The organism is Kitasatospora sp. MAP5-34 (genome assembly GCF_029894335.1).
GTDB lineage: Bacteria > Actinomycetota > Actinomycetes > Streptomycetales > Streptomycetaceae > Kitasatospora.
Map to the genome: position 1 here is coordinate 140,151 of NZ_JARXZC010000013.1, position 13,241 is coordinate 153,391.

At 72.5% G+C, this 13,241-nt stretch carries 11 protein-coding genes and 1 rRNA gene; 6 read left to right on the forward strand and 6 right to left on the reverse strand.

What is annotated here, in order from left to right:
• Nucleotides 1-81: 81 nt before the first annotated feature.
• The gene (gene raiA / locus P3T29_RS14150) at nt 82-777 is read right to left on the reverse strand and encodes a ribosome-associated translation inhibitor RaiA (RefSeq protein ID WP_280716759.1); all 696 of its coding nucleotides are present in this window, start codon (nt 775-777) and stop codon (nt 82-84) included.
• 373 nt (nt 778-1,150) lie between these two features.
• Here raiA and P3T29_RS14155 point away from each other — a divergent pair, with 373 nt between their 5' ends.
• Nucleotides 1,151-1,906, forward strand: coding sequence for a phosphoribosyltransferase family protein (locus P3T29_RS14155; RefSeq protein WP_348532830.1), 756 nt, complete (start codon nt 1,151-1,153; stop codon nt 1,904-1,906).
• Here P3T29_RS14155 and P3T29_RS14160 read toward each other — a convergent pair.
• Genes P3T29_RS14160 through mtrA form a run of 3 tightly spaced genes read right to left on the reverse strand, consistent with a single transcriptional unit; the run spans nt 1,890 to nt 6,607 of the window.
• A complete protein-coding gene (locus P3T29_RS14160) occupies nt 1,890-3,755 on the reverse strand; it encodes an LpqB family beta-propeller domain-containing protein (protein ID WP_280716760.1) in 1,866 nt (621 codons plus the stop codon). The two genes, P3T29_RS14155 and P3T29_RS14160, sit on opposite strands and share 17 nt — an antisense overlap.
• Nucleotides 3,727-5,925, reverse strand: coding sequence for an MtrAB system histidine kinase MtrB (mtrB, locus tag P3T29_RS14165; RefSeq protein WP_280716761.1), 2,199 nt, complete (start codon nt 5,923-5,925; stop codon nt 3,727-3,729). Before mtrB ends, P3T29_RS14160 begins: the two co-directional genes overlap by 29 nt.
• A gap of 4 nt (nt 5,926-5,929) precedes the next feature.
• On the reverse strand, nt 5,930-6,607 hold the full coding sequence (mtrA, locus tag P3T29_RS14170; protein WP_280716762.1) for an MtrAB system response regulator MtrA: 678 nt from the start codon (nt 6,605-6,607) through the stop codon (nt 5,930-5,932).
• 260 nt (nt 6,608-6,867) lie between these two features.
• Here mtrA and P3T29_RS14175 point away from each other — a divergent pair, with 260 nt between their 5' ends.
• The 5 genes from P3T29_RS14175 to P3T29_RS14195 are packed head-to-tail and all read left to right on the forward strand — an operon-like array spanning nt 6,868 to nt 12,335.
• Nucleotides 6,868-8,112 carry a hypothetical protein gene (locus tag P3T29_RS14175; RefSeq protein ID WP_280716763.1) on the forward strand — a complete coding sequence of 415 codons (1,245 nt, stop codon included), beginning with the start codon at nt 6,868-6,870 and terminating at the stop codon, nt 8,110-8,112.
• A 5-nt stretch (nt 8,113-8,117) separates the two neighbouring features.
• On the forward strand, nt 8,118-8,789 hold the full coding sequence (locus P3T29_RS14180; protein ID WP_280716764.1) for a DUF4129 domain-containing protein: 672 nt from the start codon (nt 8,118-8,120) through the stop codon (nt 8,787-8,789).
• Entirely contained in the window at nt 8,786-9,997 is a 1,212-nt protein-coding gene (locus P3T29_RS14185; protein ID WP_280716765.1) for a DUF4350 domain-containing protein, read from the forward strand. The genes P3T29_RS14180 and P3T29_RS14185 overlap by 4 nt, the downstream gene beginning before the upstream one ends.
• Before the next feature lie 20 nt (nt 9,998-10,017).
• A complete protein-coding gene (locus P3T29_RS14190) occupies nt 10,018-11,004 on the forward strand; it encodes a MoxR family ATPase (protein ID WP_280716777.1) in 987 nt (328 codons plus the stop codon).
• Between the two features lie 20 nt (nt 11,005-11,024).
• A complete protein-coding gene (locus P3T29_RS14195) occupies nt 11,025-12,335 on the forward strand; it encodes a DUF58 domain-containing protein (RefSeq protein ID WP_280716766.1) in 1,311 nt (436 codons plus the stop codon).
• Nucleotides 12,336-12,424: 89 nt separating this feature from the next.
• Here P3T29_RS14195 and P3T29_RS14200 read toward each other — a convergent pair whose 3' ends face one another.
• On the reverse strand, nt 12,425-13,087 hold the full coding sequence (locus P3T29_RS14200; RefSeq protein ID WP_280716767.1) for a transposase: 663 nt from the start codon (nt 13,085-13,087) through the stop codon (nt 12,425-12,427).
• A 70-nt stretch (nt 13,088-13,157) separates the two neighbouring features.
• Nucleotides 13,158-13,241 (reverse strand): 5S ribosomal RNA (rrf, locus tag P3T29_RS14205); the annotation flags it as partial.

Sequence of the window (13,241 nt, forward strand, 5' to 3'; positions counted from 1 at the left end):
GTACCTACCAGGAAGTACCTGCCAGTAGTACCCGTTGGGAGTACCTACCGGCAGCTACCGGCCGGTCGGCCACCGGACGAATCAGTCCTCGTCCGGCCCGCCGATGGCACCACCGGCACCGCCGACCTCGCCGGCGGCCGTGCCGTCGGTGCTGAGGTGGATGACGCCGTAGTGGTAGCCGTGCCGGCGGTAGACCACGCTCGGCAGACCACTGTCCTTCTCCACGAACAGGTAGAAGTCGTGGCCGACGAGCTCCATCTCGTACAGCGCCTGGTCCAGCGCCATCGGCGCGGCCGGGTGCGTCTTCTCTCGGACGACGAGCGGGCCGTCGCCCTCCACCTCCAGGGATCCCATCATGGTCTTGCGGACCGCCCCGTTGGTCCCCCCGGTCGGCTGCTCGGCGACCGGCAGCGCGGCGAGCGCGGCCGTCGCCTCCGCGACACTGATCGGGGTACGGGCTCCGGTGCCGCCCTTGTGCACCCGGCGCCGGTCCGCGGACTTGCGCAGCTGCGCGTCGAGCTTCGCGGAGGCCAGGTCGAGCGCCGCGTACGGGTCGGCTGCGGCTGCTTCGGCCCGGATCACAGGGCCACGGGTGAGGAGGGTGATCTCCACCCGGTCGGAACGGTCGGCCTGGCGCGGGTTGTGCTCCTTGGACACCTCGACGTCGAGGCTGATCACCTTTTCGTCGAACCTCTGGATCTTCTCCAGCTTCTCGGCCACGTGCTCGCGGAACCTCTTGGGCACCTCGGTCTTGCGGCCCTTGACGACGATGTCCACGCAGAACTCCGATCCCTCGTGCTGACGCCGACCCGGAGTGCTCACCGGATCGGGCTGAGACCCAGCCGGACCAGCCCCTCTACCGCCGACCCGCACTACGTCGGGGGCGGTGAGCGCGACCGGCCCTCACCTCACTTCCTCCCCACCAGGAACGCGTGAAACCCCTTGGAGCCTTATCGAACACCTGCTTAGGGGATTCCGCCTCCCCAGTCGAACAACGTAGCGGCTCGGGGCTGGCTGTCCAGCTGTTTCACCCTGTTTACCCTCTTGCGAGTGAAACGACGGTAAACACCTGGACAACACCCCCCAGACGGCCCACCGTTAGGTCTCACTCCGTGCTCCCCACGAGCCCCGGGAGGAGTCGTGACCGTCCGTGACCATCAGCGGTAACAACCGACTCACCATCGGCCTCCTCGACCTGCTCGAACTGGTGCTGCCCACCGACTGCGCCGGCTGCCGTACCGGGCACAGCCAGCTCTGCCCCGCCTGCCGGGCCACCCTGTCCACGCCACCCGCCGGCCCAGCCGGCCCGCTGCCCCCGCCGCCCGGTCTGCCGCCGCTGCACGCCGCGATGCCCTACGCCGACCCGGTCCGGCAGCTGCTGCTCGCCCACAAGGAGCGCGGCGCACTCCGGTTGGCCGGGCCGCTGGGGCTCGCGTTGGCGGCCGCCGTCCGGTCCGCGCTCGGTCCCGCACCGCCCGGGCCGGTCCTGCTCGTACCGATGCCCTCCACCCGGCAGGCCGTCCGCTCGCGCGGGCACGACCCGATGCTCCGGCTGACCCGCGCCGCCGCGCGGGAGCTGGGCCGGCACGGGCGGCCCGCCACGGTGGCTCCGGTGCTGCGACACCGGCGGACCGTCGCCGACCAGTCCGGCCTGTCCGCGTCCGAGCGGCACGACAACCTGCGCGGAGCCCTGCGCGTCCCCGCCCGCTCGGCGGCCCGGCTGGCCGCCCGGGCCCGGGGCCGCCCGCTGATCCTGGTGGACGACCTGGTCACCACCGGCGCCAGCCTCGCCGAAGCCGCCCGCGCCCTGCACGCGGTCGGCTGCCCACCGCTCGCGGCGGCGACGGTGGCCGCCACGGGCCGCCGACGGCGGGCACCAACTGCCGGCCTCAGCCCGGGTAGCTGAAGAAGCTCCCGTGGTGCTGCCCGGTCACCTCGCGCCACTGGTTGCCCAGCAGGCGGTAGATCTGCTTGTTGGACGAGACAGCCAGCACCGGCGGCGCGATGTCGTCGCCCGAGAGGGTCTCCGACGCCGAGACGGAGAGCATCGAATCGCCGCCCGGCTGCGGGGTGTCGCCGGTCTGCGAACCGTCCGTGCCGACGTAGTGCAGCTGCTGGAGCTTGTTCGGCTCGTTCCCGAGCACCAGCAGCTGGTCGGTGTCCGCCCAGGAGAACGAGACGATCTCGCTCAGCTTCGGTGCCAGCGGCCGCAGCCCGGTGATCGCCACCTGCGGGTCGTCGACCGTCCCCGAGTGCACCACCAGACCCAGCATCAGCGCCGAGGCCCCTGACGACGCGTCGACGACTCGCAGCACCACCCGGGTCCCGTCCGAGGAGATCCTCAGCTCCTGGACGATCCGCCCGTTCAGCCCGTCGACCTGCGCGGCGACGACGGTCCTGCCACGCACCATCAGGACCCGCGGCGTCACCGGGTCGCGGTCGACCACCCAGAGGTTCTGCCGCCCGTCCCAGCTCGGCGAGGCCAACCCCTGGTCCGACTGTGCGGGGTGAACGGTCATCAGCGGCCCGGTGGCCTTGTCACCCGCGCCGATATCCACCACCGACAGCGACCTGCGGTCGGCGCTGATCACGGCCGCCGCGCCACCGTCCCGGCGGACGGCGATGTCGGCCGGCCTGGCCTGGCCGGCCTGACTCGGCTGGCCGAGTGCGCCGAGCACCGGCTTACCGTCGCCCTCGCCCTGAGTCTGCATCAACTGGCCGTTGTCCAGCTGGAAGTACTGCTGCGCCCCGGTGTCCACACCGGCCAGCGCACCGGGAGCGAGCTGCGCGCTGTGCGTCGCGTCCACCGAGCAGGAGCCCTTGGTCCCGCTCAGGTCGAGCCGTTCGAGCTGCCGCTTGGGCTGCTGGTCGGCGAGGGTGTAGAAGAGCTGCTCGGCCATCATGCGGCAGAGCAGCGGCTGGCTCCCGAAGTCGGCCACGCTGACCTTGGCGGCAGCCACCTGACTGTCGCTCATCGACACCGGGCCCACCACCCTGACGCCGTGGAAGGCCGTCTCCACCGCACCGCTCAGCCAGTCCGACGGACCGTCGGCCAGCGCCTGCGCGGCGGCGGTCAGCGGGTCTATTCGCCGCCGCAGGTAGATCGGGTCGGGCACCAGGACCTGCGGCGGGCCGGCGTGGACCGACGGGTCGGCGGCCGAGAAGAAGTAACGGTGGACCGGGCGGTAGCCGTTGTTGAAGTTGGTCAGGTCGACGATCAGCCCGTCCGGCAGCTGGTCGATCCGCCACTCGCCCTTGTCCGGGCCCTGGGTCTCCTTCACGAAGGTGAACTTCTGCTGGTACGGCACATCCGGTACGTCCCGGTAGGTGTGCTTGCCGTCCAGCTGGGCGACCTGACTACCCGTCACCGTGATGCCGGTGGCGTCTCCGTCACCCTTCGGCTGGGTCTGGCTCTTGCTGGCCAGCACCACCACCCCGGCGTCCGGGTGCCAGCGCTTACGGGCGTCGGCCGTGAGGTACTTCAGGGCGGTGCCGTAGTCGGCCTCGTCCGCGTTGGAGGCGTCCAGGAAGCCCGTCAGCAGGTCGACCGGGTCCGCGCCCGGGTGCGGCTCCACCGGGAAGACCCGGACCTGGAGGTCCTGCGCGGCGGCGCCCTGCGGGAAGTCGACGGGCGTCGGCGACCCGTCGGTGGGCATCCCCGCACAACCCGTGGCGAGCAGCGGGATCAGTACCCCCCACGCCGCCCACACCGCGCCGGTGCGCCGGTCAGCCGCCCTGCTGCTCGTCCTCGGCACGGTGCGCCCCCTCTGTGTCGCTGTCCCTGTCGCTGCCCGCTGCTCCGTCCCGCACCGTTCCGTTCTGCGCAGCCCCGTCCTGCGCTGCTCCGTCCCGGCCGGCGCGCGAGGCGGGCGGGCGGACAGCGGACCGGTCCACCACGACCTGCGCCCCGGTGGCACCGTACCCCGACGACGCCGCCCGGACGTCCGAGGGGTCGGAGACCGGCGCCGACGGCATCCGCCCGAGCCCCGGGCCGATGCTCAGGACTCCGCCGAGGCCGCTGCCGAAGCCGGTCTGCGGGGTGTCCGGAGTCTCCGGGATGTCCGGCGTACCGACGCCCGGCTCGCCCGACACGGTCAGCGCGGTTGCCCCGGTCGAACGGACGGCCCGCCGGTACGGGGTGCCGGGCGCGCCGAGGCCCCGGTTGTGCCGGGAGTCCTCGGGCTCCAGGCGGAACGGCGCCCGGCCGATCTCGCCGCCCCGGGTCCGGGGCAGGGTGAGCCGGAAGTGCGAGCCGCCGCCGGGCTCACCCCAGGCCTGCAGCCAACCGCCGTGCAGATGGGCGTCCTCGACCGCGATGGAGAGGCCGAGACCGGTGCCACCGGTGGTCCGGACCCGGGACGGGTCCGCGCGCCAGAAGCGGTGGAAGACCCGGGACGCCTCGCCGGGCTTGAGCCCGATCCCGTAGTCCCGGACACCGACCGCGACGGCACCGCCGGCCGAGCCGAGCTGGATGACCACGTCCCGGCCCTCGCCGTGCTCCAGTGCGTTGACCACCAGGTTGCGCAGGATGCGCTCGATCCGCCGGGGGTCCACCTCGGCGACGACCGGTTCATCCCCGCCCCGGACGAGTACGGCGCTGCCCTTGGCCTGGGCCAGCGGGTCGGCGGCCTCGATCACCCGGGTGACGACGTCGCGCAGGTCGACGGGCTCGGCGTCCAGGATCGCGGCGCCCGCGTCGAACCGGCTGATCTCCAGCAGGTCGGCGAGCAGCGACTCGAAACGGTCCAGCTGCCCCTGGAGCAGCTCGGCGGAGCGGGCCGCCATCGGATCGAGGTCCTCGCGGCTGTCGTAGATCAGGTCGGCTGCCATCCGGACGGTAGTCAGCGGCGTGCGCAGCTCGTGCGAGACGTCCGAGACGAAGCGCCGCTGCACCCGGGAGAGTTCCTCCAGCTGACGGATCTGGGCCTGGAGCGCGTTGGCCATCCGGTTGAACGATTCGCCGAGCCGGGCGATGTCGTCCGTGCCGGTGACCTTCATCCGCTCCTCCAGGTGCCCGGCGGCCAGTCGCTCGGAGATCCCGGCGGCCATCCGGACCGGCGTGACGACCTGGCGGACCACCAGCCAGGCGATGCCGCCGAGCAGCATCACCACGAACACGCCGGCGGTCGCCAGCGTGCTGGTGATCGCGCCGAGGGTCTGGGTCTCCTGGACGAAGGAGAAGACGTAGTAGAGCTGGTAGTTCGTGAGATCGGGGCCGGTGAACTGCTTGCCGATGACCAGGCCGGGTTCCCCGTGGGGCTGGCTGCCGTTGCCGGCGCCGCGCTGGATCTCGGTGGTCTGCTCGTGCGGCCTGGAGGGGTCGGCGGCGACCTGGTTGCGCAGCTCCGGGGAGATGCTGCTCGGCAGGATGTCACCCGAGTAGAAGGCGCCCTGGAGACCGGCGCTCTGCGCGGTCTCCTCCTGCCCGTCGGTGGGCACCAGCGCGATCACCGAGTAGACACCGGTGCCGCCGCTGGCGAGGTCGGAGACCTGCTTGATCAGCCAGGTGCTGGTCTGGTCCCGGGTCGGGTCGGTGCCGGCACCTGCCTTGGCCTGCAGGTTGATGGCCTCGTTGATCTTCTCCTGCTCGTTCTGGAAGCCGCCGATGGCCTGCCCCTGCGAGGAGGTCTGCTTGTTCTCCAGCAGCCAGTGGCGGACCTGGGCCACCACGACCACGCCGAGCACCAGCATCGCCACCAGCGAGAGCAGCAGGGTGGCGGCGACCACCCGCACCTGGATCGACCGCCGGTACAGCGCGAGCACCTGGTCGACCGGGCGCCGGAACTGACGCACCACCAACGCGAGCAGGGCCGCCGGACCACGGCGGGGCGCACGGCCCTGGGTGGTCGAGCTCAGTACGTCCCCGCGCACGGCGGACTCCCCGTCGGCACCCGCACCCGACGGGGAGTCGTCAGTATCGAACATCACGTCAGCTGGGCCCGGCCTTGTAGCCGACGCCACGCACCGTCACCACGATCTCGGGACGCTCCGGGTCCTTCTCGATCTTGGAGCGGAGACGCTGGACGTGGACGTTGACCAGCCTGGTGTCAGCGGCGTGCCGGTATCCCCAGACCTGCTCCAGCAGCACCTCGCGGGTGAACACCTGCCAGGGCTTGCGGGCCAGGGCGACCAGCAGGTCGAACTCCAGCGGGGTCAGCGCGATGCCACGGCCGTCCCGCTTGACCGAGTGGCCTGCCACGTCGATCACCAGATCGCCGATGGTCAGCTGTTCAGGTGTGGGCTCCTCTGCGCGGCGCAACCGGGCGCGAACCCGGGCCACCAGCTCCTTGGGCTTGAACGGCTTGACGACATAGTCGTCGGCGCCGGACTCCAATCCGACCACGATGTCAACGGTGTCGGTCTTGGCGGTGAGCATCACGATCGGCACCCCCGACTCCGATCGGATCTGCCTACAGACATCGATGCCGTCACGGCCGGGCAGCATCAGATCGAGGAGAACCAGATCAGGCTTGGTCTCCCGGAACGCGGCTAGTGCCTTGTCCCCATCCGCGACGAAAAACGGTTCAAAACCTTCACCACGCAGCACAATGCCGAGCATCTCGGCCAGTGCGGTGTCGTCATCAACGACGAGGACGCGTCCCTTCATGGGTCCATCCTCTCATTACCGGATTGTGACCTGCCGCACAGTCGTGCCATTTCGTCCTGATGGGAGCCTCCGAGTCAGTCATACCGTCGCAAAGTTCGCAGCTCGCTCCAGTCGTCGGACCGATCTCCGAACGATCTCCGGGCCGACGGGGATTCCGTGGGGCGGCGGCTCTGGGGTGCCTGGTCACACCATGGCACGATGGGCCGCACAGGGGCCGGGATCACTCGGATTCTCCCCGAAGCCCCGCACAAGGAGCAGTGATGACCGACACCCCGGGCTGGACGTCGCCCGGCTCGCCCGAGCCATCCGACGAGGCCGCCGGACCGTCGGGACCACCTTCGGCACCCGTGACCGCACCGCCCGCCGCCCCGCAGAGCTCTCCTCAGGACGCGCCTCAGGACACCCCGCCCCCGCACCAGGGCTGGGGCACCCCCGGCCCGTACGGCGGCGCGCCCTACGGCGGCGGACCGCACCCGGGCCAGCCGTACCCAGGCCCGGGCCGGCCCTTCCCGGGCTGGGGCGCGCCGCCCAGCCCGAAGCCCGGCGTCATACCGCTGCGCCCGCTCGGGGTGGGCGAGATCCTGGACGGCGCGATGTCCACCGTGCGCAAGCACTGGCGGACGGCGCTCGGCCTCTCCTTCGGCATCGCCGTGCTGGAACAGACCGTCACCGCGCTCGGCCAGCTGTGGTCGTACAACAGTCCGCACGACGTGCTGGCGCTCGTCGCCCGGTTCGCCACGTACCCCGTCGCCATCCTGCTGGGCATCGTCGCCACCGGCCTGCTGACCATCGTGGTCAGCAAGGCGGTCGTCGGTGAGAACGTCACCCTCGGCTCCGCCTGGGCCGCCGCCCGGCCACGGCTCGCGAAGCTGGCCGGGGTCACCCTGCTCACCGTGCTCGTCACCGTCGGGATCGTACTGCTGTCGGTGGCTCCGCTGGTCACGGTGCTGCTCATCGGCGGGCCCACCTTCTGGTCGGTCGCCCCGACCGTACTGCTGGCCCTGGCCGGCCTGGTGGTGGCCTGCTGGATCGGCATCCAGCTGAGCTTCGCCGCTCCCGCGCTGATGCTGGAGAAGCAGGGCGTGATCGCCTCGCTGTCCCGGTCCCGGCGGCTGGTCAAAGGCTCCTGGTGGCGGGTCTTCGGCATCACCCTGCTCGGCCAGATCCTGATCGGCGTGGTAGCCGGGATCATCGCGGCACCGTTCGCGATCGTCGGCGTCGCGCTGACGGTGGGCAGCGCCACCAGCTCGACCCCGTTCGGCAGTACCGGCGGGGGTACGACTCCGCTGGTCATCCTGCTGACCTCGATCGGCGGCGTCCTCGGCGCCACCCTCACCATCCCGGTGCTGGCCGGCATCAACGTGCTGCTCTACGTCGACCAGCGGATCCGGCGCGAGGCCCTCGACATCGAACTCGCCCGCGCCGCCGGGCTGCCCGAGAGCGCCACCGGGGTGGCCGGCCCCGGCCCGCTCATCCCGGGCCAGAGCGGGCCGCAGGGGATCTGACGCGGATGTCGAACTGGGGGGAAGGGGCACCGCCGGCCGGCGGTGCCCCGGTCACCGTTCCTCGTGACGCGGCGCACGACGCCGCCCGCCAGGAACTGCTCAACCCGGCCTACCACCGGCACGACCCGAGCCTGACGCAGCGCGTCATGGACTGGCTCGGCGAGCAGCTCGACCACGCCCTCGCCCAGGTCGGGTCGACCGCCCACGGCGGCGCCGCCGGGCTGCTGCTCTTCCTGCTGGTGGCGGTGGCGATCGGCGCCGCCCTGTGGTGGCGGCTCGGCGCACCCCGCCGGGAGGCCCGCAGCACCGCCTCGCTGTTCGAGACGGCCGGACCGCGCACCGCCGCCCAGCACCGCACCGCAGCGGCGGCCCACGCGGCCGCCGCCGAGTGGGGCGAAGCCGTACGGGAGCAGATGCGCGCCCTGGTCCGGGCCCTGGAGGAGCGCACGCTGCTGGACTCCCGCCCCGGGCGCACCGCCGACGAGGCCGCCGCCGAAGCCGGCCGCGCCCTGCCGGCCCACTCTGCGGCGCTCGGCACGGCCGCCCGTACCTTCGACGACATCGCGTTCGGCGAACGGACCGCCGACCAGGCCGCGTACCGGTCCCTGGTCGAGCTGGACCAGGCCCTCGAGGCGACGAAGCCCGTCCTCACCCCGGCCGCCGGAGGTGCCGCATGACCACCGAGGCCCCTGAAGCCCCCACCACCGGCATCTCCCCGGACGGCCGCCGGCTCTGGCGCCGCTCCCGCTGGTACCTGGTCGCCACCGGCCTGCTGCTGCTCGCCGGTCTGCTGCTCAGCGCGCTGAGCAGCCACCCGCAGTACCCCCCGCTGGACCCGCGCTCGACCGACCCCGAAGGCACCCAGGCCGCCGTCCACCTGCTGGACCAGCGCGGCGTGACCACCCGCACCGTCTCCGGCGAGGACGACCTGGCCGCCGCGCTGGCCGCACCCGGCACCACCGTCGTCCTCCCCGAACCTGACCTGCTGACCGACGGACAGCTGAACCGGCTCGCCACACTTCAGCGCGGCGGCGACAGCCGCCTCGTGCTGATCTCCCCCCAGACCACCGCGCTCAACGCCCTCGCCCCCGGCATCTCGGTCGCGACCGGGCCCGGCGGCCTGCCCTCGAGCGCCGGCTCGACCAGCCTGCCCGCCGACTGCGCGCTCCCCGAGGCCGTCCGGGCGGGCAGCGCGGAACTCGGCGGGCTGTTCTACCGGCCCGGCCAGGACGACGTGGCCTGCTACCCCGGCCAGGACGGCTCGCCGCTGGTCCGGCACACCGACCCGGGCTCGCGCGAGCTGGTCGTCCTCGGCTCCGGCAGGCTGCTGACCAACGAGCGGCTCGCGCACGACGGCAACGCCTCGCTCGCCCTCGGCCTGCTCGGCTCACGGCCGCACCTGGTCTGGTACCTGCCCGACTACACCGCCGCACCGCCCGTCACCCAGCAGAAGACCCTCACCGACTACCTCCCGAAGGGCTGGTCCTGGGCCACCCTTCAGCTGGCCGTCGCCGCCCTGCTCGCGGCCTGCTGGCGCGGGCGCCGGCTCGGCCCGGTGGTCGGCGAGGACCTCCCCGTGGTGGTCCGAGCCGCCGAGACCACCGAGGGCCGGGCCCGGCTGTACCAGCGCGCCAAGGCCCGGGGGCGCGCGGCGGACACCCTGCGCCGCGCGGTGCAGCACCGCCTCGCCGCCGCACTCGGCGTACTGCTCACCACCCGCGAACCCGAGCCCACCGCGCTCTGCGCCGCCGTCGCCGACCGGCTGGCGTGCCCGGCCGCCGACGTCCGGTCGCTGCTGTACGGCGCCCCGCCCACCGACGACGCCGCACTGCTGCGGCTCACCGACGACCTCGATGCCCTGGAAAGGCAGGTACGACAGCCGTGACCGAGCAGGCCCCCATCTCCCTGACGGAGGCTCCTACGGACTCCCGGGAGACTCCTCCCGGCGGTCCCCGGGCAGCCCTGACCGCCCTGCGCACCGAGATAGCCAAGGCCGTGGTGGGCCAGGACTCCGCCGTCACCGGCCTGGTCGTCGCGCTGCTCTGCGGCGGTCACGTACTGCTCGAGGGCGTCCCTGGTGTCGCGAAGACCCTGCTGGTCCGGACCCTGTCCACCGCCCTCGCCCTCGACACCAAGCGCATCCAGTTCACCCCCGACCTGATGCCCGGCGACGTCACCGGTTCGCTGGTCTACGACGCGCGCACCGCCGAGTTCTCCTTCCAGCCCGGCCCGGTCTTCACCAACCTGCTGCTCGCGGACGAGATCAACCGCACCCCTCCCAAGACCCAGGCCTCGCTGCTGGAGGCGATGGAGGAGCACCAGGTCACCGTGGACGGCGAGCCGCGCCCGCTGCCCGTACCGTTCCTGGTCGCGGCCACCCAGAACCCGGTCGAGTACGAGGGCACCTACCCCCTCCCCGAGGCCCAGCTCGACCGCTTCCTGCTCAAGCTGGTGCTGCCGCTGCCCTCCCGCGACCAGGAGTTCCAGGTCCTCAGCCGGCACGCCGCCGGCTTCGACCCGCGCAACCTGGCCGCCGCCGGCGTCCGCCCGGTGGCGGGCCCGGCCGACATCACGGCCGCCCGGGCCGAGATCGCCGAACTGACCGTCTCGCCCGAGATCCTGGCGTACATCGTCGACCTCTGCCGGGCCACCCGGCACTCCCCCTCGCTGTCCATCGGCGTCTCGCCGCGCGGCGCGACCGCCCTGCTGAACACCTCCCGGGCGTGGGCCTGGCTGGCCGGCCGCGACTACGTCACCCCCGACGACGTCAAGGCCCTCGCCCTGCCGACGCTGCGCCACCGGATCCAGCTGCGTGCCGAGGCCGAGATGGAGGGCGTCACCGCGGACTCGGTGATCCAGGCCGTCCTGGCCCAGACGCCCGCCCCGCGCTGAAACCCTCTTAGGAGCACCAGATGGCCCTGACCGGCCGAACCGCCCTCCTCGCCGCGCTCGGCGCGCTGGTCGTGGGTTTCCTGCTGCCCTCCTGGGCCGGGATCGGCGCGGTCACCCTCACCGTCCTGCTCGGCGTCCTCGTCGACCTGGCGTTCGCCGCTCCGGTCCGTACCCTGCGGTTCGTCCGGAGCGGCGACACCTCCGTCCGGCTCGGTGAGCCCGCCACCGTCGAGCTCACCGTCACCAACCCGGCCCGCCGCCCGCTCCGAGCCCTGATCCGGGACGCCTGGCCCCCGTCCGCCTGGCGCCCCGGCAGCGCGATCGCGGGCTCCCGGCACACCATCACCGTTCCGGCCGGGGAGCGCCGCCGGATCACCAGCCTGCTCGCCCCGACCCGGCGCGGCGACCACCACGCGTACCGGGTGACGGTCCGTTCGCTGGGCCCACTGGGCCTGGCGGGCCGTCAGGGCTCACACCACGTCCCCTGGACGGTACGGGCACTGCCACCCTTCCCGAGCCGCAAGCACCTTCCCTCCCGCCTGGCCCGGCTGCGCGAACTCGACGGCCGCACCTCGGTCCTGACGCGTGGCCAGGGCACCGAGTTCGACTCCCTGCGCGAGTACCTCCCCGGCGACGACGTCCGCTCCATCGACTGGCGGGCCAGCGCCCGCCGCAACACTGTCGCCGTCCGCACCTGGCGGCCCGAGCGGGACCGGCACATCCTGATCGTCCTGGACACCGGCCGCACCTCGGCCGGCCGCGTCGGCGACGCACCACGGCTGGACGCCGCCCTGGACGCCGCCCTGCTGCTGACCGCCCTGGCCACCAAGGCCGGCGACCGCGTCGACCTGCTCGCACACGACCTCCGCAAGCGCGGCAGCGTCATCGGCCGATCCCCCTCCGAGATCCTGCCGGCCTTCACCAACGCCATGGCCACCCTGCAGCCCGCACTGCTCGAGACCGACATGCGCGCGCTCACCTCGACCGTGCTGCGGATGGCCCCGCACCGCTCACTCATCGTGCTGCTCACCGGCCTGGACGCCCGCCCGGTGGAGGAGGGCCTGCTGCCCCACCTGCCGCTGCTCACCAAGCGCCACGAAGTCGTCCTCGCCTCGGTCGCCGACCCGCGCCTGGACGAACTCGCCGCCGCACGCGGCACCGTCAAGGACGTCTACGGCGCCGCAGCGGCCGAACAGACCCGGGCCGACCGCCGCCGCACCGCCGAACGCCTCACCCGCCACGGCGTCACCGTCCTCGACGCCCCACCCGCCGCCCTCCCCCCGGCCCTCGCCGACAGCTACCTCGCCCTCAAGGCGGCAGGCCGGCTCTGACCCCGCCCATGCTCCGGACGTGTTGATGGCCCCTTCCGAACTCGGAAGGGGCCATCAACACGTTTAGCTACACAGTCAACGACAGCGGTTCAGCGCCCCGGCTTGATCCAGACGTGAGCGGACGAGACAGTCCCGTCCTCCTCGCCGGTGCCCTCCTCGGGCTGCGTGGGAGCCGCCTGCCAGGCCGTGATGCCTGCGGTCAGGGCGGCGGCGGACGACTTGTCGCCGTGGAATCCCTCCCGGGCCGCCTGGTACGCGAACCACCGCTCGACGTGGGCGAGCCACGCCTCCTCGGTGGGCGCGAAGTGCATGGTGAAGCGCGGGTGCGCGTTCAGCCAGTTCTTCACGGTCGGCGACTTGTGGGTGAAGTAGTTGTCGCAGATGAGGTGGACCTCGCCGACCTCGGGCAGTTGCTTCTCCAACTCGGTGAGGAAGCGACGGAACTCCACACCCCGCCGACGCCGGTGCAACGTCCCCTGCACCTTCCCGGTCGTACTGCCGAGAGTCGTCAGCAACGACGTCACGGCAGCGGGGAGCGGCTCCGCACGCAGCGTCGTGAGCGCGTCCCGGAGCTTGGGCCGCAGCACGGTCTCGGCATCGACGTGCAGCGCGAGGACACGCTCCGGCGGTGCGAGATAGATCCCGGCGACCTCGTGCGACGTCTCCATCGCGAACGGGTCGGTGGACAGGCTGAACGGCTCGATGTGCGGCTGGGGTTCGGGGCTGGCCTTCTTGGGACCTGGTCTTGCCATATCAGGAATCCTATCCGGAAATGCAGAGAGCCCCCATCCGTTCCCGGATGGGGGCTCTCTGTGAATGATTGTTCGGCGGCGTCCTACTCTCCCACAGGGTCCCCCCTGCAGTACCATCGGCGCTACGAGGCTTAGCTTCCGGGTTCGGAATGTA